Annotated in this window: 20 protein-coding genes; 5 read left to right on the forward strand and 15 right to left on the reverse strand. The window is 71.5% G+C overall.

Annotated features, from left to right (window positions below; all coding sequences use genetic code 11):
- Positions 1–160 precede the first annotated feature (160 nt).
- The 3 genes from ABT158_RS39025 (at position 161) to ABT158_RS39035 (ending at position 1820) form a co-directional block, all read left to right on the forward strand.
- Positions 161–313, forward strand: coding sequence for a hypothetical protein (locus ABT158_RS39025; protein ID WP_352362377.1), 153 nt, complete (start codon positions 161–163; stop codon positions 311–313).
- Positions 314–489: 176 nt separating this feature from the next.
- Entirely contained in the window at positions 490–1092 is a 603-nt protein-coding gene (locus tag ABT158_RS39030; RefSeq protein WP_352362379.1) for a hypothetical protein, read from the forward strand.
- 521 nt (positions 1093–1613) lie between these two features.
- Entirely contained in the window at positions 1614–1820 is a 207-nt protein-coding gene (locus tag ABT158_RS39035) for a hypothetical protein (RefSeq protein WP_502911605.1), read from the forward strand.
- 30 nt (positions 1821–1850) lie between these two features.
- Here ABT158_RS39035 and ABT158_RS39040 read toward each other — a convergent pair whose 3' ends face one another.
- Both ABT158_RS39040 and ABT158_RS39045 read right to left on the reverse strand, forming a co-directional pair.
- On the reverse strand, positions 1851–3173 hold the full coding sequence (locus tag ABT158_RS39040; protein ID WP_352362381.1) for an FtsX-like permease family protein: 1323 nt from the start codon (positions 3171–3173) through the stop codon (positions 1851–1853).
- Positions 3170–3913, reverse strand: coding sequence for an ABC transporter ATP-binding protein (locus ABT158_RS39045; RefSeq protein WP_352362383.1), 744 nt, complete (start codon positions 3911–3913; stop codon positions 3170–3172). Before ABT158_RS39045 ends, ABT158_RS39040 begins: the two co-directional genes overlap by 4 nt.
- 135 nt (positions 3914–4048) lie before the next feature.
- Here ABT158_RS39045 and ABT158_RS39050 point away from each other — a divergent pair, with 135 nt between their 5' ends.
- Positions 4049–4900 (forward strand): TetR/AcrR family transcriptional regulator, encoded by an 852-nt coding sequence (locus tag ABT158_RS39050; protein WP_352362385.1) that lies wholly within the window; start codon positions 4049–4051, stop codon positions 4898–4900.
- A gap of 393 nt (positions 4901–5293) precedes the next feature.
- On the opposite strand, the gene ABT158_RS39055 is transcribed toward ABT158_RS39050, so the two are convergent.
- Both ABT158_RS39055 and ABT158_RS39060 read right to left on the reverse strand, forming a co-directional pair.
- Positions 5294–5557: a hypothetical protein gene (locus tag ABT158_RS39055; protein WP_352362387.1), complete on the reverse strand. Its 264-nt coding sequence runs from the start codon at positions 5555–5557 to the stop codon at positions 5294–5296.
- 854 nt (positions 5558–6411) lie between these two features.
- Entirely contained in the window at positions 6412–8340 is a 1929-nt protein-coding gene (locus ABT158_RS39060) for a TerD family protein (RefSeq protein WP_352362389.1), read from the reverse strand.
- On the opposite strand from ABT158_RS39060, the gene ABT158_RS39065 reads away from it, so the two are divergent.
- Positions 8308–8634 carry a hypothetical protein gene (locus ABT158_RS39065; RefSeq protein ID WP_352362391.1) on the forward strand — a complete coding sequence of 109 codons (327 nt, stop codon included), beginning with the start codon at positions 8308–8310 and terminating at the stop codon, positions 8632–8634. The genes ABT158_RS39060 and ABT158_RS39065 overlap by 33 nt on opposite strands.
- Before the next feature lie 270 nt (positions 8635–8904).
- On the opposite strand, the gene ABT158_RS39070 is transcribed toward ABT158_RS39065, so the two are convergent.
- The 11 genes from ABT158_RS39070 to sigK form a co-directional block, all read right to left on the reverse strand.
- Complete coding sequence (locus ABT158_RS39070; RefSeq protein ID WP_352362393.1) at positions 8905–9555, reverse strand: response regulator; 651 nt, start codon at positions 9553–9555, stop codon at positions 8905–8907.
- Positions 9552–10817, reverse strand: coding sequence for a sensor histidine kinase (locus ABT158_RS39075; protein WP_352362395.1), 1266 nt, complete (start codon positions 10815–10817; stop codon positions 9552–9554). Before ABT158_RS39075 ends, ABT158_RS39070 begins: the two co-directional genes overlap by 4 nt.
- A gap of 89 nt (positions 10818–10906) precedes the next feature.
- The gene (locus ABT158_RS39080; RefSeq protein ID WP_352362397.1) at positions 10907–11266 is read right to left on the reverse strand and encodes a hypothetical protein; all 360 of its coding nucleotides are present in this window, start codon (positions 11264–11266) and stop codon (positions 10907–10909) included.
- 701 nt (positions 11267–11967) lie between these two features.
- Positions 11968–12189, reverse strand: coding sequence for a hypothetical protein (locus tag ABT158_RS39085; RefSeq protein ID WP_352362399.1), 222 nt, complete (start codon positions 12187–12189; stop codon positions 11968–11970).
- Positions 12190–12295: 106 nt separating this feature from the next.
- A complete protein-coding gene (locus tag ABT158_RS39090; RefSeq protein ID WP_352362401.1) occupies positions 12296–12913 on the reverse strand; it encodes a maleylpyruvate isomerase family mycothiol-dependent enzyme in 618 nt (205 codons plus the stop codon).
- Positions 12914–12991: 78 nt separating this feature from the next.
- Positions 12992–13942 (reverse strand): RNA polymerase subunit sigma-70, encoded by a 951-nt coding sequence (locus ABT158_RS39095; RefSeq protein ID WP_352362403.1) that lies wholly within the window; start codon positions 13940–13942, stop codon positions 12992–12994.
- 300 nt (positions 13943–14242) lie between these two features.
- The gene (locus tag ABT158_RS39100) at positions 14243–14884 is read right to left on the reverse strand and encodes a fasciclin domain-containing protein (protein ID WP_352362405.1); all 642 of its coding nucleotides are present in this window, start codon (positions 14882–14884) and stop codon (positions 14243–14245) included.
- 134 nt (positions 14885–15018) lie between these two features.
- Positions 15019–15654 (reverse strand): fasciclin domain-containing protein, encoded by a 636-nt coding sequence (locus ABT158_RS39105; RefSeq protein WP_352362407.1) that lies wholly within the window; start codon positions 15652–15654, stop codon positions 15019–15021.
- Between the two features lie 40 nt (positions 15655–15694).
- Positions 15695–17242: a molybdopterin-dependent oxidoreductase gene (locus ABT158_RS39110; RefSeq protein WP_352362409.1), complete on the reverse strand. Its 1548-nt coding sequence runs from the start codon at positions 17240–17242 to the stop codon at positions 15695–15697.
- A 165-nt stretch (positions 17243–17407) separates the two neighbouring features.
- Positions 17408–18187 carry an anti-sigma factor gene (locus tag ABT158_RS39115; RefSeq protein ID WP_352362411.1) on the reverse strand — a complete coding sequence of 260 codons (780 nt, stop codon included), beginning with the start codon at positions 18185–18187 and terminating at the stop codon, positions 17408–17410.
- Positions 18184–18780 (reverse strand): ECF RNA polymerase sigma factor SigK, encoded by a 597-nt coding sequence (sigK, locus tag ABT158_RS39120; protein WP_352362413.1) that lies wholly within the window; start codon positions 18778–18780, stop codon positions 18184–18186. Before sigK ends, ABT158_RS39115 begins: the two co-directional genes overlap by 4 nt.
- Positions 18781–19075: the final 295 nt, after the last annotated feature.

A 19075-nucleotide genomic window follows, 5' to 3' on the forward strand; every position in this document is an offset into this window, starting at 1 on the left:
CGCTGAACGCCTTCGCCATCACCTTCGAAGGCCGCCTGACCCCGACCACTCGATAACTAATCAAGATCGAGATACACCGTTATCTAGACAGACCCCCAGCAACTAGACTCGCTGATTACGTCGGTGAAGGGCAGCAGCGTTGTCGGCCAGCGTGCCTCGAATGACGACGATCAAGCTGAACGCGGCCATCGCCGCGATTCTCGGGCTGGCATGGCCCATTGAGCACTCCAGCGGCAAGTTGGGATGTCGGGAGTGCGGCGTCGTGACACCACGCCTGAACCGCGCGCCGAAGGTGATCGTCTTAGGGGTATGAGATGGAGTTGGGTCGTCGCTCTGGTGTTGGTGCTCACGGCGTGTAGCGGCACAGGTGTTCAAAAGACCGGCGAGACCATACCGAGTCTGAAGCAGACTGGTCGGCCGGTCCCTGAGCCGGCCTCAGCCGGACCTGCGCGACACCCTGTCGCCGAATGGCTGCGTGTGGGTGGTTTGGTGGCCCCCGGCCTCGCCGCCGCCCGCCCTCCGATGCTGGTGGTCTACGCCGACGGGCTGGTCGTGGCCGGCGCCGCGCACGAGCTGCGCCTGCCGCCCGCCGAGGTCGGAGCCCTGGTCAAGGCGCTGGAGCGTGACCTTGCGGGGCAACCGGCCACCGCCACGCCCCGGCCGGGCACGCCGACGGTGTACGACGCGCCGGCCACGGTCCTCGGCGTCGACAGCGGTGCCGGGATGCGCGAGGTGTACGTCCCGTTCCTGGACCTCGCAACCGACGACTACGCCGCCGGGCTCGTCGAGGCCCGCGACCGCCTCAGCCGCCTGGCCGACCGCGCCACCGCACAGGGCCGGAACTACTCCACCGACCGCGTACGGCTGTCCGCCGACCAGGTCACGGCCCCTGCGACGACCGCCAGGCCCTTGCCGGAGGGCGTCCCCCTACCACCCGAGACGCAGGCGCACTCGGGGCGCAAGGACTACAAAGGCAACAAGGCGCACACGATCGCCCGGCTGATACCACGAGACGGATCCTGGCACGTCTATCGCACCTCAACCGGCGAGCACATCGCGCTCTCGTGGCGTTACCTGCTCCCTCACGAGTAAGACTCCGGCTACGGACGAGCAGGTGGGCCCGCGGAAGCCGTTCGGACGCGGCGCGCTGCTGCGGGAGTCGGGCCACCTCGACGAATCGCTCTCCCAAGCCCAGCCTGGCAAGGGTGATGGCAGGCCGCTGGAACCCCATGGGCACCTCACAGACCAGGCCTGACGGTTAACCGCTCGCGATCCCAAGGCCTGGATCTCTCTGCCAAACAGCGAAAACGCTTGGCTGGGGTGTCCAGCCAAGCGTCTCGCTATGCTTGTCGCCGCCAGTACTTGATCACTGTGTTGCGACGACCCCTGCAATTCGCCAACTACGCCACCCGAGGGCTCTCGGCGGTGCTGGTGATCGCATGCCGGAGGGGTATCCGGGGCCGGTTGGGACGGTCCTGGCCCCCCTTACCTCTGGATCAGCACCCGGGGCAGGTGCGCATGCCGATGATCGACATCGCGTACGCCACCAGGTTGTCGACCAGTTCGGCGGCGCCGCCTTCTTCGCCGCCCACGGCAGCACCCGCATCCATCGGGTGCTGACCGACAACGCCAGGAACTACCGCATCAGCCACGCCTTCCAGCAAGCCTGCGCCGATCTGGGAGCCTGCCAGAAGTTCACCAGGCCGCACCGCCCATGGACCAACGGCAAGGCCGAACGCCTCAACCGCACCCTGCTCAACCCGCGGCGGCCGGCCACCCTTCAGCCGACTGACACCAAGTCCATGACCAAATACACCTAACTCGGCACCCCACCGACCCGGTGCCGGCGATCAGGGGACGGACAGCGCCTCGACCGGCCTGACCCGCAGCGCCCCCGCGGCGGTGGGCACCGTGGCCGCCAGGACGAGCAACAGCGCGCCCCCGGCGATGGCCGCGTAGACCCAGCCGGGCCCGGCGGCCATCGGCGACCCGGTCTTGACCAGGCTGTAGGGCACGGTGGTCGCGGCGGCGGCGACCGTACCGAGCACAACGGCCAGGACCGCGGTCAGCACACCCTCGGCCACGACTGTTGCCATGACCTGGGCACGAGTGGCGGCCGACAGGCGCAGCAGCCCGAACTCGGGGCCCCTGCGGCGGGTCGCGGCGATCAGCGTGTTGACCACGACGATCGCCGTGAACGTAATGATCATGGCGACGACCAGGTAGTTCACCGGGGCGAGCCGGGCGCTGACGTCGGCGGCGCCCCGATGGAGGCTGTCCTCGGTGCTCTGCATGTAGAGCGTGCCGCCGGCAATGCCGACCATGAGGATCAGCGGCCCGGCGACGCTGCCGGTCTGCGGGGCGCGGGCGTGCAGGTTGCGGACGGCCAGCCGCCCGGACGCCCCGAGCCGGGCCCCGGCCAGCCGTCCCACCGGCCGGACGGCGACCGGGCTGAGCAGGGCCAGGCCGACCGCGACGGCGACGCCCGCCGGGCCCGCCGTGCTGGACAGCAGCGGGCCGTCCGCCATGAACAGGGTCGTCACCGACAGGCTCAGCCCCAGCGCCAGCAGCAGCCCTCCGGCCACCAGGCGGCCCCGGCCGAGCGCGCGGGCGGGCCCGGCGGCGGCCAGCGCCCGCACCGGCGGGATCGACGCGGCGCGCCTGCTGGAGATCAGCGCGGCGGCCAGCGCGGCGACCAGGGACGTGCCCGCCCCGAGCGCGGCGCTCGGCCACCCCGCGACCAGCTCGACGCCCGCTCCGACGAGCCCGGCGTCCGCCAGGCGGGCGAGCACGACCGTGCCGAGCCCGGCGCCCGGCAGCAGCCCGGCGGCGATCGCGGGGACGGCCACGACCAGCGTCTCCAGCACGACGTTCTGCCGGATCTGGCGCGGGGTGGCCGCGATGGAGCGCAGCAGGGCCAGCTCCCGCTCGCGGTGGCCGATGGTCAGCGACACGGTGGACACCACGCCGAAGGCGACGACGGCCAGCGTCCAGCCGCCCAGGATGGCCGGCAGCATGACGAGGAACCCGGGGTCGCGGCCGGTGGCCAGGCCGGTCTCCAGCAGAGTCGCGAACGCCGTGAGCAGCGCGGTCCCGGCCGCCATGACGGCGGCCGAGGCCAGGTAGGACGCCCGGTGGGCGCCGATCGTGCCGAGGGCCAGCCGCCACCTCATCGCGCACCCCCGGCGTGGGCGGGCGCGGACAGGCGGGCCATGCGGGCCGCGACCGTGGCGGCGTCGGGGCGCGGCAGGTGGTCCACGACGTGGCCGTCGGCGAAGAACACCACGACGTCGGCGTAGGAGGCGGCCACGGGGTCGTGGGTCACCATGACGATCGTCCGTCCGTCCTGGGCGGCGGCCTGGCGCAGGATGGCCAGCACCTCGTGGGCGGCCTGCGTGTCGAGGGCGCCGGTCGGTTCGTCGGCGAACACGACGGCGAGCTCGCCGAGCATCGCGCGGGCGATGGCCACCCGCTGCTGCTGGCCGCCGGACAGCTCGCCGGGCCGGTGCCCGGTGCGCTCGCCCAGGCCGAGCCGGGTGAGCAGGGCCCGCACCCGGCGCGCGTCCACGCGGCGGCCGGCGAACTCCAGGGGCAGGGTCACGTTCTGCGCGACCGTCAAGGTGGGCACCAAATTGAAGGACTGGAAGACGAAGCCCATCCGCTCGCGGCGCAACCGGGTCAGCGCGGCCTCGTCCAGGCCGTCCAGGCGGCGGCCGTCGAGGACGACCGAGCCGGAGTCGGGCCGGTCCAGGCCGGCCGCGCAATGGAGCAGGGTGCTCTTGCCCGAGCCCGAGGGGCCCATCACCGCGGCGAAGGTGCCGGTGGGAATCGCCAGGGAGACGTCGTCGAGGGCGGTGACGGCGGTGGCGCCCTCGCCGTGGCGTTTCGTCACATGGTGGAGTTCCAGAGCCATTTTCGTCACAGAATTTGTGTACGCTGCACGAGTCATAAATACACCGTACATCAATTGCATATGAGCACGACGTTGTGGGGGTGAGATATGATTTCGTCACGGAATTCAGCGGTGACGAAAAGGGGACGGGCTGCGGTGGCGTGCGAGGTGTGCGGGCGGGAGCTGCGGACGGCGGAGCGGGGGCGGCCCCGGCGCTACTGCTCGCGCGCCTGCCGCACGAGGGCCTACCGGGCGCGGCTCGCCGAGCCGCCCGCGCCCGAGGAGCCCGCGGCCCAGCCGGGGCGTCCGGCCGAGGCGGCGCTCGACCAGGGCCGGGTGGTCCGGGCCGCCGTCGCGCTCGCCGACCGGGAGGGGGTCGCCGCGCTGTCGATGCGGCGCGTCGCGACCGACCTGGGAGTGGGGGTGATGTCCCTCTACCGGTACGTCCCGAGCCGGGAGGAGCTCAACGACCTCATGGTCGACGCCGTCTTCGCCGCCCGTCCGCTGCCCGAGCCGGGGCCCGACGGCTGGCGGGCCAGGCTGGAGCTCTCGGCCCGGCAGGAGTGGGAGCTCTACCGGCGGCATCCGTGGATGTCCCACCTCGTCGCGGTCACCACCCGGCCGCCGGTGGCGCCCGCGCTGATGGCCTACACCGACTGGCGCATGCGCGCCCTCGACGGGCACGGGCTCGACTTCGCCACGCTCGTCCAGGTCGCCATCATGATCGGCACGTACGTGCAGAGCGCCGCCGTGCCGCTCGCCCACGAGGCGCAGGCCGCCCGTACCAGCAGGCACACGCGGCGGGAGTGGGCGCAGGCCCGCAAGGAGGCGTTCGCGCGCAGCATCGGGGCGGCGCGGCTGCCGATGGTCGCGGAATTCGGGGACGAGGCGTTCGAGGCGTCGGAACCGGAGAACATCTTCGAGTTCGGGCTCCACCGCATGCTCGACGGCATCGGGCTGCTGCTGCCGCCCGATCAGAGCCCGCCGGGGCCGATGGGCACCCAGTAGCGGCGCTTGCACTCGACGAGGTCGAGGAGCGGGCCGCCGTTGGCCTTCTACACCCCGCTCGATCTGCGGAAGATCAAGGTTCGCGTAGGCGCCCTTGCGATGGGGACGGCAGGCTTGGCAGACGAAGCCGTGCTGTGCATGACGATAGCCGAGGCTCAGCAGGGCGGCGCGGTCGCGGGGAGGGCGGCCAGGCGCCAGGCAGCCAGGCTGGGCTGCATCGCCAGGCGTGGGTCGGGCTGATGCGGCCGAGGCTGGCCAGGTGCTGGTGGCGAGGTACTGAACAGGTACTCGGCGCGGGGATGGGACGGGCGGCCGCGGTCAGGAGAAGACGACGCATGACGATCAGTCTCCCTTGCGAGGGTGGACAGGTCTGCCCGTCGCCGCCCGCCGCGTTCAGGGCGCCTCGACCCAGGCGGGCCGTGCCGGAGCCGGGTGGTGGTCGGCGTCCAGGCGGATCTCCTGGTCCAGGTCGATGGTCCAGCACCACAGTTCGCGCAGCCACAGCTCGTGCAGGTGTGCCTTGGCGGAGGCGGGGTTCATGAAGACGTATGCCACCCGATCGATCGGGCGGTCCGGACCGAGCAGCCCGCGGCCGCGGGTGAAGCAGGCGTCCCGCATCTCGCCCACCGGCACGTGCTCCAGCCAGCGTCTCGACACCAGCGTCCCCCTTCGGGCGGAAGGCGCACGCCCAGCCGTGCGGGGAGTGCCCGCCGCCGAAGGAGCGCGCCCGGTACGGCTCAGCGCGATGCCCCCACTCGCGGTGCACGCCGGCCGGAAGGGTGTGCCGGCGAGATTCGTCCCGATCTGGACGCCTTCGAGCTCATGCGCGGCGTGGGCAACCTGTGCATCGGGGCCGAGGCCGACCCCCGCTACGACGCCCGCCGCCTGCTCGGGCCCCCGCCGCGGGCCTGCGCTCGTGAGCCCGACCGGGAGGGAGGTTCTGTGGCTCGGCGACTCCATGTACCCCGCGGCATGGTCGTAGTTTTCGTGTCGTACGTCGCGACAACGCCATACGTTCCAGGTTGGCCGGTGTTGAGGACGGACATGGCCTCGTTGCCGGCACTGGTGACGAAATCGCCTGGTCTGTCGGCCCGGTTGGGGGCGTTGCGCTGGCTGTAGCTGATGCCGTCATGGCAGCAGGTGGGACGGAAGGCCGAGAAAGTCGCCGCTGGGCGCCTGCTCGGGCGCGGAACGGCATGGGCGCGGCCCGGCAGTTCCCCGTTACCGCGTGTCCAGGCCACGGGCGCGGCAACAGCCAGCGGGCTGACCCGACGTACTCCCGGCCACCCAGGACGGGGACGTTGGCACCGCGGAACTGCCGAGGGCGTCAGGAGCGTGAGGAAGGCCCGAAGGCTAGATCAGCCAGCTGGCCCCAGGGGGCCCACACTGGTCCCAGTGAGAAGGAAGCCCTCGGATGGCCTCACGCCTTGAGTTGCGAGGAAAGCGGAAAGGCTAGAGATCTTTTCGAAGTGAGAAGGAAGCCCTTCCATAGCCTCGCGATCATCACCCTATCAGCCGGGGATCAGCTCGTGCAGAGTCGCCGGTGTGTACACCCGGGCACCGGGCGGCAGATCGGCCGGTGCTTGCAGTCCGATGTAGGTGGTGTGGTCCCCCGTCTGGGGCTTGGCCCGCAGCAGGTCGACCAGGTGGCGTACGCGCAGGTGGTCGCGTTCCATGATGGAGCGCACCAGTAGCGCGGTGGTCACGCGGTTGCCCTCCACCTGGTTGAACCCCGGATGGCCCTTCAGGTAGAGATGCAGCCACTTCACCCGCCAGCCGCCGTCGTCACCACGCAGGAAGGCCAGCGGCAAGGCGACGCGGCCCGCGCCGCGCAGGTCGGACTTCATCCGTACCGTGCGCGGCTCGAACGGCAGGCCCTGCTGGTCGGCGGCCCTGGTCATGTAGCCGAAGAACGCCTCCGCGGCCTTGTCGAAGGCCTCGCCGGCGAAGATGTTGACCTGCGGGATGATGATCGGCTTGGTCGCCTGGGCGAGGCGGATGTCGATGAACTCGCTCGCGCCGCCGGGAGCCTGGGTGAGGTCGCCGGAGTATTGGGCGAAGTCGTTGCCGTGGTTCGTCCACGAGATGTGCTCGGGCGCGCCGTAGGAGGCGTCCAGCATCAACGCGGACAGGTCGTAGTCGGTACGCTGCTCGGCCTGCCGCCAGTAGACGAAGAAGCGCAGCAGTTCGCCGTCCACGCGCGTGAGCGAGCCGCGCGGCAGCATGCCGAGCCCAGGAGTGACGGCCTTGGCGGACAACGGCAGGGCGACGTCGAGCATCTCGGGGTCGACGATCAGCCGGCCGGGGGCGGGAAGCCGGCGGGTGATCTCCTCGTCCAGGATGGCCGCGGCCCGCATCACGACGTCGCCTGCCAGCGGTGGCCGCTGGTCGTCGGTCGCCCAGGCTCGGCCGTTCCGGTTGACGAACACGCGACCGGGCGCGGGGATGAGCCGGTTGGTCAAGTGCTCGCGCAGCGACAGCAGGACTCGCCCCGACGCGCTCGCCGCGGCCTTCTCGGCAGCTTCCAGCACGGGCTCCAGCACCGATCGCGGTGCGGTCGCCGCGGTGCCGGTGCGCAACAGGTGGTCCAGGCGGCGCAGCAGCGCGCCCGGCGCGTTCTGGAGCAGGTCGACGGCCTCGCCGGTACGTCCCTGCGCCAGGGCCGCCTCCACCCGGCTGCCGAGACTGCTCACCCGGCGTGCGCCCCGCGCGGCTTCGAAGACGTGCGCGGCGTGCGGGAACTGCGGATATTCGTGGGGGTGCAGCCGTTCGCCGAGCCGCTTCCACTGCTCCCGGTGGGAAGGCACGTCGCCGAGCTTGGCGGGGGAGGCGACCGCGTCCAGGGCCTGCAGGAGGGCACGGCGCTCGGCCCGGCGGAAGGAGCGGAACCTGGTCGGGGCGGCCAGCGTGACGTCGCCGCCGGAGGCGGCGCAGGCGAGCCTGAGCACGTCGGTGACCGTGTCGACGAGCAACGGACGGCCGCCTGCCAGGCGGGCCTCGTTGATGACGGCACGGTTCTCGCGCACCGGGATGGTGTCAGGTTCGGCGGCGCAGGAGGCGGCCAGGATGCGCAGCGCGGCCAGGTCCTCGGCCGGCAGCGGCACGGTCGAGCCGGCCAGCGACAGGTAGAGCTCGCGCGTCTCCGACTCAAGGCTGCCGCCAAGGTCCAGGACGGTCACCCGGTCGCCGGCCAGCGGGATCAGCTCGGCGTGCGCGACCAGCAGGTCGGCGTAGGTGTGCTGGTAGCGGCCGTAGCCGGGCAGCGCGAGCAGGTTCAGTGCCGACGGTCTCGACGAGCGCCGGAGCCGTTCCACGGCGGCGGGGTCGAGCATGGCCTCGCGCAGCAGGGCGGCCCAGAACTCCAGCGTGTCCGGCACGTTCTTGGGGAAGTCGAGGAAGTAGGCGTTGTGCTCGACGTGGTCGCCGACCAGCGTGCGCACGGCTGCCAGGATCCGGACGCCGAGATCGATGACGGTTTCACCGCGCAGGTTCGACAGGCGTTCCAGCAACGGCGCCGAGCAGGTGAAGCCGACGCTCAACAGCGCGACGTCGAGCTGACGCGCGGCGACCTGTCCCCACTGCTGTGGGGCCTGCCCAGTGTCGGTGCGAACGCTGCCGACGGGAACTCGCAGACGGCGGGAGATGACGAGCTTTTCCAGATCCTCCACATCGGCACCATAGTGGTGGTGCGTGCTGGTCCACCGCTGCTTTTCTCCCGCGGCGATCATGCGTGAAACCCGGCCGGGACAGGACGGCGGCGGGATGCTGCGTGAGCGGATCGGGACTACGGCAAGGCGATCGGTGAGCTCCGCGCCCAGGGCCGCGACGTCCCCGACGAACTGCTGTCGTTCATCGCCCCCGGCCACCGCGAGAACGTCAACTTCTTCGGGTTCATCACCGTCGACATCGAAGTCGCTCTTTCTCCGGCTCACGGCGGCGCCCGTCGGCCGTCCCAGGGCGGGACCCGCCGGTCGGGCTCGCCGGAGCGGGCCGGGCGGCGAGGGCTACGGGCGCTCGGGCGTCCCCAGCAGGCCGCGGTTGTACGCCTCCGCCACCGCGGACGCGCGGTCGTTGACGTCGAGTTTCGCGTAGATGTTGAGCAGGTGCGTCTTGACCGTGGCCTCGGTGATGAACAGCCGGGCGGCGGCCTTGCGGTTGCTGTGGCCGGCCGCGACCAGCCGTAGCACCTCCAGTTCACGCTGGCTCAACGGCCCGGTCGAAGGGGCCGGGGTGCGGAGCCGGCTCACCAGGCGGGCGGCCACCGACGGCGAGAGCGCGACCTCGCCGCGCGCGGCCGAGCGTACGGCACGGACGAGTTCCTCGCGCGGCGCGTCCTTGAGCAGGTAACCGGTGGCGCCCGCCTCGATCGCGGGCAGCACGTGGCTGTCGGTGTCGTACGTCGTCAGCACCAGCACCCGGGCCGGCACGCCGCGCCTGGCCAGCTCGCCGATCGCGGTGACGCCGTCCATGCCCGCCATCCGCAGGTCCATCAGGATCACGTCCGGTGCGAGGGCCTCGGCCAGCCGGACGGCCTCGGCTCCGTCCGACGCCTCGCCCACCACGACGAAGTCGGGATCGCGGGCGAACATGCTGCTCAGCCCGTCACGCACGACGGGGTGGTCGTCGACCACGAGCAGCTTGATGGCGTCACTCATGTGCCTGCCTCCGGCATGTCGGCGGGCAGGCAGGCCGAGATCCCGGTCCCGCCGCCCACCTCTGATTCGATTCGCAACGCGCCCGACAACGCCTCGATCCGCTGCCGCATCGCCACCAGCCCGAAGCCTCCGTCGTGACCGGCGCGCACGTCCGGGTCGAAGCCGGGGCCGTCGTCGCGGACGTCGAGCACCACCTGCCGGTCCGTGTAGGAGAGGGTGAGGCCGACGCGGGTGGCGGTGGACGCGTGCTTGAAGACGTTGGCCAGCGCCTCCTGGGCGACCCGTAACAGGGCGACCTCGGCCTGCGGGGGCATCGTCCGGGTCTCGCCGGTGACGGCGACCTGGACCGGAAGGCTGTGGTGTGCCGACCACTTGGCCGCGACCTCGGTGACGGCGTCGGCCAGACGGCCGGACTCCAGGGGTTCGGGGCGCAGCTCGTCCACCGAGCGCCGCGCCTCGGTGAGGCTCTCCCTGGCCAGCGCGGTCGCCGCCGCGTGGTGTCGCCGCCACGCGGCGGGGTCGTCGGCCGCCTGCTCGGCCGCCTGCAACTGCGTGACGATGCCGGTCAGGCCCTGGGCCAGGACGTCGTGGATCTCCCGCGCCATCCGGGCCCGCTCGTCCAGGACGCCGGTCTCGTGAGCCTGGTCGACCAGCCGTTCCTGGAGTGCCGCGTTCTCGGCCAGGGCCGCGGCCAGCCGGGCATTGGCCTCCCTGCTCTCGCGCAGCGCCGTCTCCCGTGCCGCGTAGTAGCGTGCGCCGACCTCGCTGAGCCAGGCCAGCAGGCACATCGGCACGACGTTGACGGCCAGGACCCCCAGATACTCCAGCAGGCCCATCCAGGTGCCGAAGTCCAGGCCGGCCGACTGCGCCGTGCCCGCCACCACCGCGACGCCCGCGATGAAGTACAGCTCACGCGGCCAGCCGATGATCCGGAAGGCGTAGAAGTACAGCGCGGGCGTGTAGACGCCGAACCACGGATCGCGTACGACCATGACCAGCCCGAACAGGATCAGGCCCGCGATGAACACGCTCATCACGCCGACTCGCCCGCGCCACTGCGGGTGCAGCGTGAAGAGCACGAGCTTCCACACCGCGGCTGCCGCGCAGAGCGCGAGGTCGAGGGCGAGCGAGCCCGGCTGGTCGTGCTTGACGACGATCGTCAGGGCGGCCATGACGGCCAGCAGCACGTAAGGGACCACGGTGATCATGGGGAGGAGCCGTCGCTCCCAGCCCGCCGGCGCGGCCATCCGCCAATTGTCCATCACTCACCTGCTCCCAGAACAATCTAGCCGCCGCCGTCGAGGCTCCCGCACCGCTGGAAGCGCCGTCCGGCGCCCTCGGGTCGACGCGCTCAGCGCCGGTCCGCCGGCCGCCGGTTGAGCTGGACGACCACGGGCAGCAGGAGCAGGCCGCAGACTCCCTGCTCCAGCTTGAACCACAGCGGGAACAGACCGGGCAACGCGATGATCACCACGATCGCGACCAGCATGATCGAGGTGACGATCCGCAGCCGCAGCAGCATCTTCCGCTCGCCCCTGGCCGCCCGTACCGCGAACAACCAGGTGACCAGCGAAGCGACGGCGACGAGCGTGCCGCGGATCCACACCGAGTCGGGGACCATCGCCGCGTCGTTCCGGAACACGACCATCGTGACCAGCGTCAGCACGCTGACCAGGACGTACCCTCTGACCAGCCACACCACATTGCGCATCTCGACCATCTCCGTCCTTGGTGCTCACCGACGTGATCCAGCGTCGCAACGGAGGCGCCCCGCGCGGATCGCCCGATCCGCCGGGTGGGCGGTGGATTCGGGTGACCGTCCATGTGGTGGAGCCGATCAACCGATCGGTGGAGCACGCCCTGGCTGAGCGGGGACGACCGTCCCGGACGCGAGGACGGTGAGCGCTCAGAGGAGACCGCACGCGCGGCAACCCACACCAGGGTGTTTTCCGACGTATGTGCCTCCCGCAGCTACCGTGGAGGAGGCGAAGAGGCCGAGGTCTGACGCCCCGACGCCGGGTGATCTTGAAGTTCGGCGTGGCGGAATCGGTGGACAGGGCCGACCGCGCGCAGAAGGCCGATCCGGTGCGTGTCGTCCAAGAAGGACATCAGGTGAAACGGCAGCAGGCCCCTGCGCGGGTGAAGAACGACTGCCACCAGAAACGCGCCCCATGGAGCAGGACCAGAACCGCGGGGACGGCGAATTCCCCGAGACCACGTACAGCAGAAGTGTCGTATCGAGACGCCCCTCCGGTAAGTGGGCGATCAGCTCTGCAGATGCTCCTTCGGAGCGGCCCCACATGCCTCCAGGCGTCACCGCGGAGACACCGGCTTCAAGCCGCTTCCCTGTCTCTGGTCCACTCGCTCGCGAAAGTGCATCGTCGTGCGTGGTCAGGTGGTCCTGGGGCGCTGTCAGGGCCTCGAAGGGTCCACGCCCTTGACGTGTGACCAGCACATGCGGAGGAGTTCCGCGAGAGTTCCGGCGTCGCATCTGGCGAGTTCGACCCGGACGCCGATCGGCGTGCCGTTCCGCTCGATCAGTTCGACGGATACGGGGTCCCGCGAAGCGACTGTCCTGGCAGCCTCCCCCTGCAGGGCGAACGTGACGTGGGTGTCTCCCTCGATGCCGATCACGTTCCTGCCGTCGATCCGGATCGTGGGTCGCCTGAAGTGAGTCCCCTCGGTCGTGCCCGGCAGGCTGAGCGCCAGGCTGCGCAGGTCATGTACGGTACTCACCCGATCACTCTCCCGTCAGCGAGGTGGACCCGGGCCGCGGCAGCGGCCGTCGGCCGGTGATGGTCAGCAGGATGTCTTCGACGGGCATGTGGACGGGCTCACCCGCTCCCAGGCGGATGTCGGCGTCGGTACCCCGCAACTGCAGGCCCGCCAGATCCACGCCGAAGTAGGACAAGCTCCGTTCGTTCGCGGCCGCCAGCACCAGAGCCACCCGCTCGGCCGGCGGCGACGGCAGCCCCAGCGGCACGGTCATGTCAAGGCCATGAATGGTGTCGTGACTCAGTGCCCCGGCAAGCCCGCCCCCGGGTGGCTGCCAGGCGTTGGTGATGTTGGCGCGCAGACATGCCAGGAGTTCGGCATTCGACATTCGGGTGGCGTCCTTGCGAGCGGCGCGGTCGGCGTACCGGTCGAAGGAGAACCGTGCCGCAGCCAATCCGGCCACCAGCCGGGGCAGGCTCGTGCGGAACGGCGCCGTGAGGTGAGCGACGACCTCCCGGACACGCCACCCCGAGCACAGGGACGGGCTGTCCCAGCCCTGGTCAGGGAGTGCGGCGAGCAGATCGGCCAGTCGTTCTCTCTCGGCGTGGACGTGCTGCTTCAGTTCTGCGTCGGTCGATGACATGAATGCGGCCTTCGGGTCGTGGTGGACGTGTCACCCCTTGTACGACGGGAGGCCGCTGGACTCATCGGTTCCCCGGGATCAGAATTCGAGCCGTTCAGGCAGCCCGAACTCGGTGAATCGGTCGCCGTAGCCCAGAAACGTGACGATCTCGCTGATGCGCCCGTCCCGGAGTTCGAGCACCAGGAGCGCGAAGGGCAGGAACAGCCCATTCCCGTCCGGCCGGTACTGACCCAGCGTCCAGCACCCGTTGGCCGACCCGCCGTGGACAAGACGGTCCTCGGCACAGACGCCCGCCGCCGACATCGCCGCAGCCAGCTGGGCCCGCCCGTCCAGCCACCAGGAGAAGGGCGGCATCCCCGATCGGGCATCGTGGGCCAGCACAGCGACCAGCTCGCGGACGTCGTGCGCCTGGAACGCCTTGACGTAACGCAGCAGGAGATCCTGCTGAAGCACGTCGTCCAGCTTCGGCGTTTCAGCCGGACGCGGCCGGTGCTTCTCCAGCGTGGCCCGCGCTCGCTGCAGTGCGCTGTTCGCCGCCATCACCGAGGTCTGCATGACCTCGGCGGCCTCGGCGGCGGTGAACCCGAGAACGTCCCGCAGCACCAGCACGACACGCTGGCGGGGCGGCAGCCATTGCAGCGCGGAGACGAACGCCAGGCGCAGCGTGTCATGCCGGATCGCGAGCGACGCCGGGTCGGCGGTCCCCAGCAATCGAGAGTCCGCCAGCGGCTCCACCCACCGTGCGGCCGGCAGGGGGACCCCGAGGTCAGCGGTGCTGCTCGACGCAGGGCCCATGTCCCACGGCAACGCCCGTCGCTTCGCACCGCGCAGCATGTCAAGGCAGACATTCGTCGCGATCTTATGCACCCACGTCGAGAACGCCGCTCGATCCGGATCGAAGCCGCCGATGCCCCGCAACGCGCGCACCATCGTCTCCTGCACAGCGTCGTCGACCTCGCCCGAGGAGCCGAGCACGCGATAGCAGTATCCGGTCAACGGACCCCGCAACGATTCCAGTGTGGTCTTCAAAGATTCAGATTCATCATTTACGGCCACCCACCCATGATGACCCACGTCCGCCTCTGGAACGGGCAACGCAGTGACAGGGGGCGGATCAAGTGCGCGAGAAGGGGACGGTCATGCCCCTGACCAGGGCGATCACACAGCCCCGACCTGGCGTGCCGGTCGGCCACGATGGGTGTGCCCCAGAGCCGACGAATGGTCCGACGCGATGTGCCGGGCCATTCGTCGTGGTGGCAGGTCGATGGTGTTTCAGGTGGTGGCGGGCTGGAGGAGTTCGATCTCGATGGCCGGCGCACCGAGGACTTCCTATTTCTTGGGCATGAGGACGGTGTCGATGATGTAGACGGTGGCGTTGCGGGTGTGCACGTTGCCGCACACCACGTCGGCGTCGCCGATCTTGTAGTCCTCACCGGATCCCGTCGTGGTGACCTTGCCGCCCTGCAGCGTGGTGAAGGAGCCGCTCTCCATGTCGCCGGGGGTCTTGCGGCCGGGGACGACGTGGTAGGTGAGGATGTCGGTCAGGGCCTTCTTGTCGGCCAGCACCTTGTCCAGCGTCTTCTTGTCGATCTTGGCGAAGGCGTCGTCGGTCGGGGCGAAGACGGTGATGCCGTCGGCGGAGTTGAGCGTGTCGGCCAGGCCGGCCTTCTGCACCGCGGTGACCAGGGTGGACAGGACCGGGTTGTGGGAGGCGGCGGTGGCGACCGGGTCGTCGGCCATGCCGGTGAAGCTGCCTTCGCCGGAGGTGGGAACGGCGGAGCAGGCGGTGCCGAACGGCGCATCGGCGGCGGGCTCGGTGGCCGAGTCGGTGGACGTCGGGGCGCTGCCGGCTGTGGCCGGGGCGGCGCTGCTGGTGGAGGGGGCCGCGCCGGTGTCGGCGCCGCAGGCGGTCAGGGATACGGCCAGGGCCAGCAGGGGCGCAGCGGCGGTCAGGCGCTTGTTCGTGATCATGTGGCTGGGTTCCTTACCGAGGTGAGGCGGTGACGGTGAGAGAAGAGGGGGAGAGCCGGCAGATGGCCGTGATCATGCTCTGTGCGGGACGGGTAGGGCCTCGGGCCCGCCGGTGCAGCGGGCCCGCTGCACGGCTACCTGGTGGGCATGAGGACGGTGTCGATGATGTAGACGGTGGCGTTGCGGGTGGCCACGTCGCCGCAGACGACCCGGGCGTTGTTGACCGCGTAGGTGGTCCCGGAGCCGCGGGTGGCGACCGTGCTGCCCTGCAGGGTGGTGAAGCGGCCGCGCCGCAGGTCGTCCGGGGTCTTGCGGCCGGCGACGACGTGGTAGGTGAGGATGGACGTCAGCATCTTCTTGTCGGCCAGGACCTTGGCCAGGGTCTGCTTGGGGATTTTGGCGAACGCCTGATTGGTGGGGGCGAAGACGGTGATGCCGTCGGCTCCGTTGAGGGTGTCGACGAGGCCGGCCTTCTTCACCGCGGCGACGAGGGTGGACAGGGCGGGGTTGTGGGAGGCGGCGGTGGCGACGGGATCGGCGGCCATGCCGGTGAAGCTGCCCTTGCCGGTGCGGGGCACGGCCGAGCAGGCGGGCCCGAAGGGGCGCCGGGCGGTCATCGGCTGCGCGGCGGCGGATGTCACGCTGCTGGCAGCGGTGTCGGCGTGCCGGGTGGAGGCCAGCGCGGCCGGGCCGGTACCGGTCAGTGCGACGGCCATTGCGCCGGCCATGGCCAGGATCGGCAGTCCGGCGGCGGCATGACGGATGTTCATGATGCTCCTGTGGTTGGTGAATGGATGTGTTGAGGGGAGTTCAGGTGACGGTCACCAGGACCGTGTGCCAGCCGGTGGCGCCGTCCGGGATCGGCGGCATGCGTTCGGCGGGCTGGGTGTGGCCGCCTGCGTCGGTGGCGCGGATCTGCAGGCGGTGCTGGCCAGGGGTGGCCTGCCAGGTCGTGTGCCATTGCCGCCAGGTGTCGGGCCCGGCGGAGGCGGCCAGGTCGGCCGGGCGCCAGGGGCCGTCGTCGACGCGCACCTCGACGGCGGCGACGCCGCGGTGCTGCGCCCACGCGGTGCCGGCGACGGTGACCGGACCGGCGGGTACCTCGCCGAAGGGCTTGGGCACCTCGATGCGGGAGGCGGTCTTGATCGGCGCGCGTTCGGCCCAGCCGCGCCGGGTCCAGTACGCGCGTTCATCGGCGAAGCGGGTGAGTTTGAGGTCGGTGACCCATTTGGTGGCCGAGACGTAGCCGTACAGGCCGGGCACGATCATCCGGGCAGGGAAGCCGTGCGCGGGTGGCAGCGGGACGCCATTCATCGCGATCGCCAGGAGCGCGTCGCGGCCGTCCAGCACCGACTCCAGGGCGGTGGAGGCGGTCCAGCCGTCTGCGGAGCGGGACAGGACCTGGTCGGCCCCGGCCTGGATGCCGGCCTCGCGCAGCAGCGCGGCCAGGTCGACGCCGAGCCAGCGGGCGTTTCCGGCGTACGGGCCGCCGACCTCGTTGGACACGCACGTCAGGGTGATGTCGCGCTCGGTCAGCGGCCGGGCCAGCACCTCGGCGAAGGACAGTTCGACCGGGCGGTCGACCAGGCCGTGGACGCGCAGCGTCCATTCCTGGTGCGGCACGCGCGGCACGATCAGCGCGGTGTCGACCCGGTAGAAGGCGTCGTTGGAGGTGGTGAACGGACCGAGCCCCGGCACTCTCAACCCCACGCCCGGGGGGAGCGGCCGGGCCGGATCGGCAGGAGGCGGCAGCACCAAGCCGCGGCCATCAGCGGACGCCTGCCGTGCCGAAGTGATCGCCCGACCGGCGCCGCCGCTCAGCACAGCCGCCCCGAGCACGACGGCGCCGCGAGTGAGCACCGCCCGCCGGTCGGCTGCCGGCGGCTGGACGGGATGGCCGTAGCGCGCCAGGCCGCCGAGCGTGACGCGGCCATCACGCCTGCGCAGCGGCTGACGCCGGCAGGTGTAGAGCAGGGCGAACGTGCTGCCCGCCGACCCCACCGCGGCGGGCCGCACGTCGATCGGGCCTGCCCCGGGCCGGGACAGCGCCGCGGCTCCGGCAAGCGCCGCGAGCCCTGCCAGGGCCGCGATGGCCAGGCGCGGTCGCCGGGGCGCGGCCGTTCCGACGGCCGCCGACGCGGCCGCGATCACGGCCGCCAGTGTCAGGAGCAGGACCGGCTTGTCGGCGGTGCCGAAGGTGCGGATGGCGAAGTCCTTCAGCCACGCCGGGCTCAGGTCGATGACCGCCGACCCCACCGCGAGCAGCGGACCGGCCTGCGGCCTACCGGCCAGCGCGGCGGTCAGCTCCGCCAGCCCCAGCGCCAGCGCCGCGGCCAGCATGCCCAAGACTCCTGACACGCCGGCCCCCGGCATCCGGCCCGCCGGCGCAGAGGCTGGTGCCGTGGTCGGCGCGGGGGCCACCATGTGGTCGGCTGGTTTCTCGGCAGTCACAGCAGGGCTTCGGAATCACTGCCGAACCGGATGGGTGCCGTTTTCCCGGGCTGCGGGCGCCGGGCGGGAAGGTCAGGCGGCGGGCATGTCCACCAGCAGCAACGGCGTGCTGGTCGGCTGCCGTGACCCGCCGGCCGGCTCCACCGTCACCCCGACCTGGCCCGCATCGGCGCTGATGGCGGCGAGGACCGGCATCGTGCCGCCGGAGCCGCTGGAGGCCAGCAGCCCGGCCGAGGTGATCCGTCCCGGGGCGAGCTGCCAGAGCTGGTAGACGCGGCCCGCGGGCGGGTCGCCCAGCCCTGCCGCCCAGAACACCAGCGCGCCCTGCGAGCGCGACAGCACCACCGTGCCCCGCCCGCCTCGCCCCGCCCCAGCAGTCGGCGGGCCGGCTGGAGCGGTGACCGTGCGAGCGTCATCCGCGCCGAGCACCGCGGCGATCCGCTGCTCGGCCCGCCGCGCCTGCGCCAGTTCCTGACGCGCCTGCAGCGTGCTCACGCCGAGCCCGGCCACCACGGCCAGCGCCGCGGCGACGCTCACCGCCGCCAGCCACGGCCGCCACGCGACCCGCCACACCCGCCGGGAAGGCGCTGCAGGCGACAGCGCCGGAGGCAGCTGACGCACCTGCTCGATCTCGGCCAGCACCCGCGCCCGGAGGCCGGAAGGCGGCTCGGCCGCCACCGCCACGCCGAGACGAGCGGCCGTCTCGGCGAACCCGATGATCTCCTGCGCACATTCGGCGCACCCGGCCAGATGCCGCTCGAAACGGCGCAGCTCGGCCTCGTCATCGATGGCGTCCAGCGCATAGGCACCCGCCAGGGTGTGTGGGTCGAACCCGTCCTCTGCCGCTTTCATCGCTCCACTCCCAGGCAGTCGCGCAGCCGGATCAGCCCATCGCGCATCCGTGTCTTGACGGTCGGCAGCGGCGCCTTGACCAGTTCGGCGACCTCCCGGTAGGAGTAGCCGCCGTAGTAGGCGAAGGTGACCGACTCGCGCTGCAGCTCGGTGAGATTGTCCAGGCAGCGGCGCAACCGCTCGCCCTCCAGCCGGCCCACCACCAGCTCGGCCACCTCGTCGAAACAGCGGTGCGGCTCCAGCCGCGCGGCCCGCTCCTCCCGGTCGGTGCCGGCCTGCGCCGCGCGCACCCGGTCGACCGCCCGCCGGTGCGCGATGGTCAGCACCCACGCCATCACCGACCCCCTGGCCGGCTCGTAGCGGGCGGCGCTGCGCCACACCTCCACCATGACCTCTTGGGCCACCTCCTCGCTGTGCGCGCGATCTCGCAGCACCCGCAGCACCAGCCCGTACACTCGCGGCGCCAGCACGTCATACAGCCGCTCGAACGCCTCGCGATCACCTCTGCCGACCGCCTGCAGCACCTCCTCCAGTTCGGGCGGACCACCGCCCGGACGGTCCTGGCCCACCGGTGACCGGTCACGCGCTCCCATACAGCCCCTCCTGCTCCGACCGGCACAGCACCGGCCACCCAGGCTTCGGAGCCGCCCCCGCACCGGATGGGTCACCACGGCATCGCCCTGAAGTCCCTCACCGGGGAACTGCAAGGCACCCACGACCCGCCCGGCGTGGTGCTCACCGTGCTGGCGGCGAAGGCCCCGAATCCGCTCGCAGGAACGGCACGGCCATCGGCGGCGCCACCGTCACCAACCCCGCCATGCTGTCCAAGGCCCTGCACCCGCCCGAGGCGCTGCGCACTCCCACCTCCCGGGCCCAACGACCACACCG

It is taken from the genome of Nonomuraea sp. NPDC001636 (genome assembly GCF_040298265.1).
GTDB lineage: Bacteria > Actinomycetota > Actinomycetes > Streptosporangiales > Streptosporangiaceae > Nonomuraea.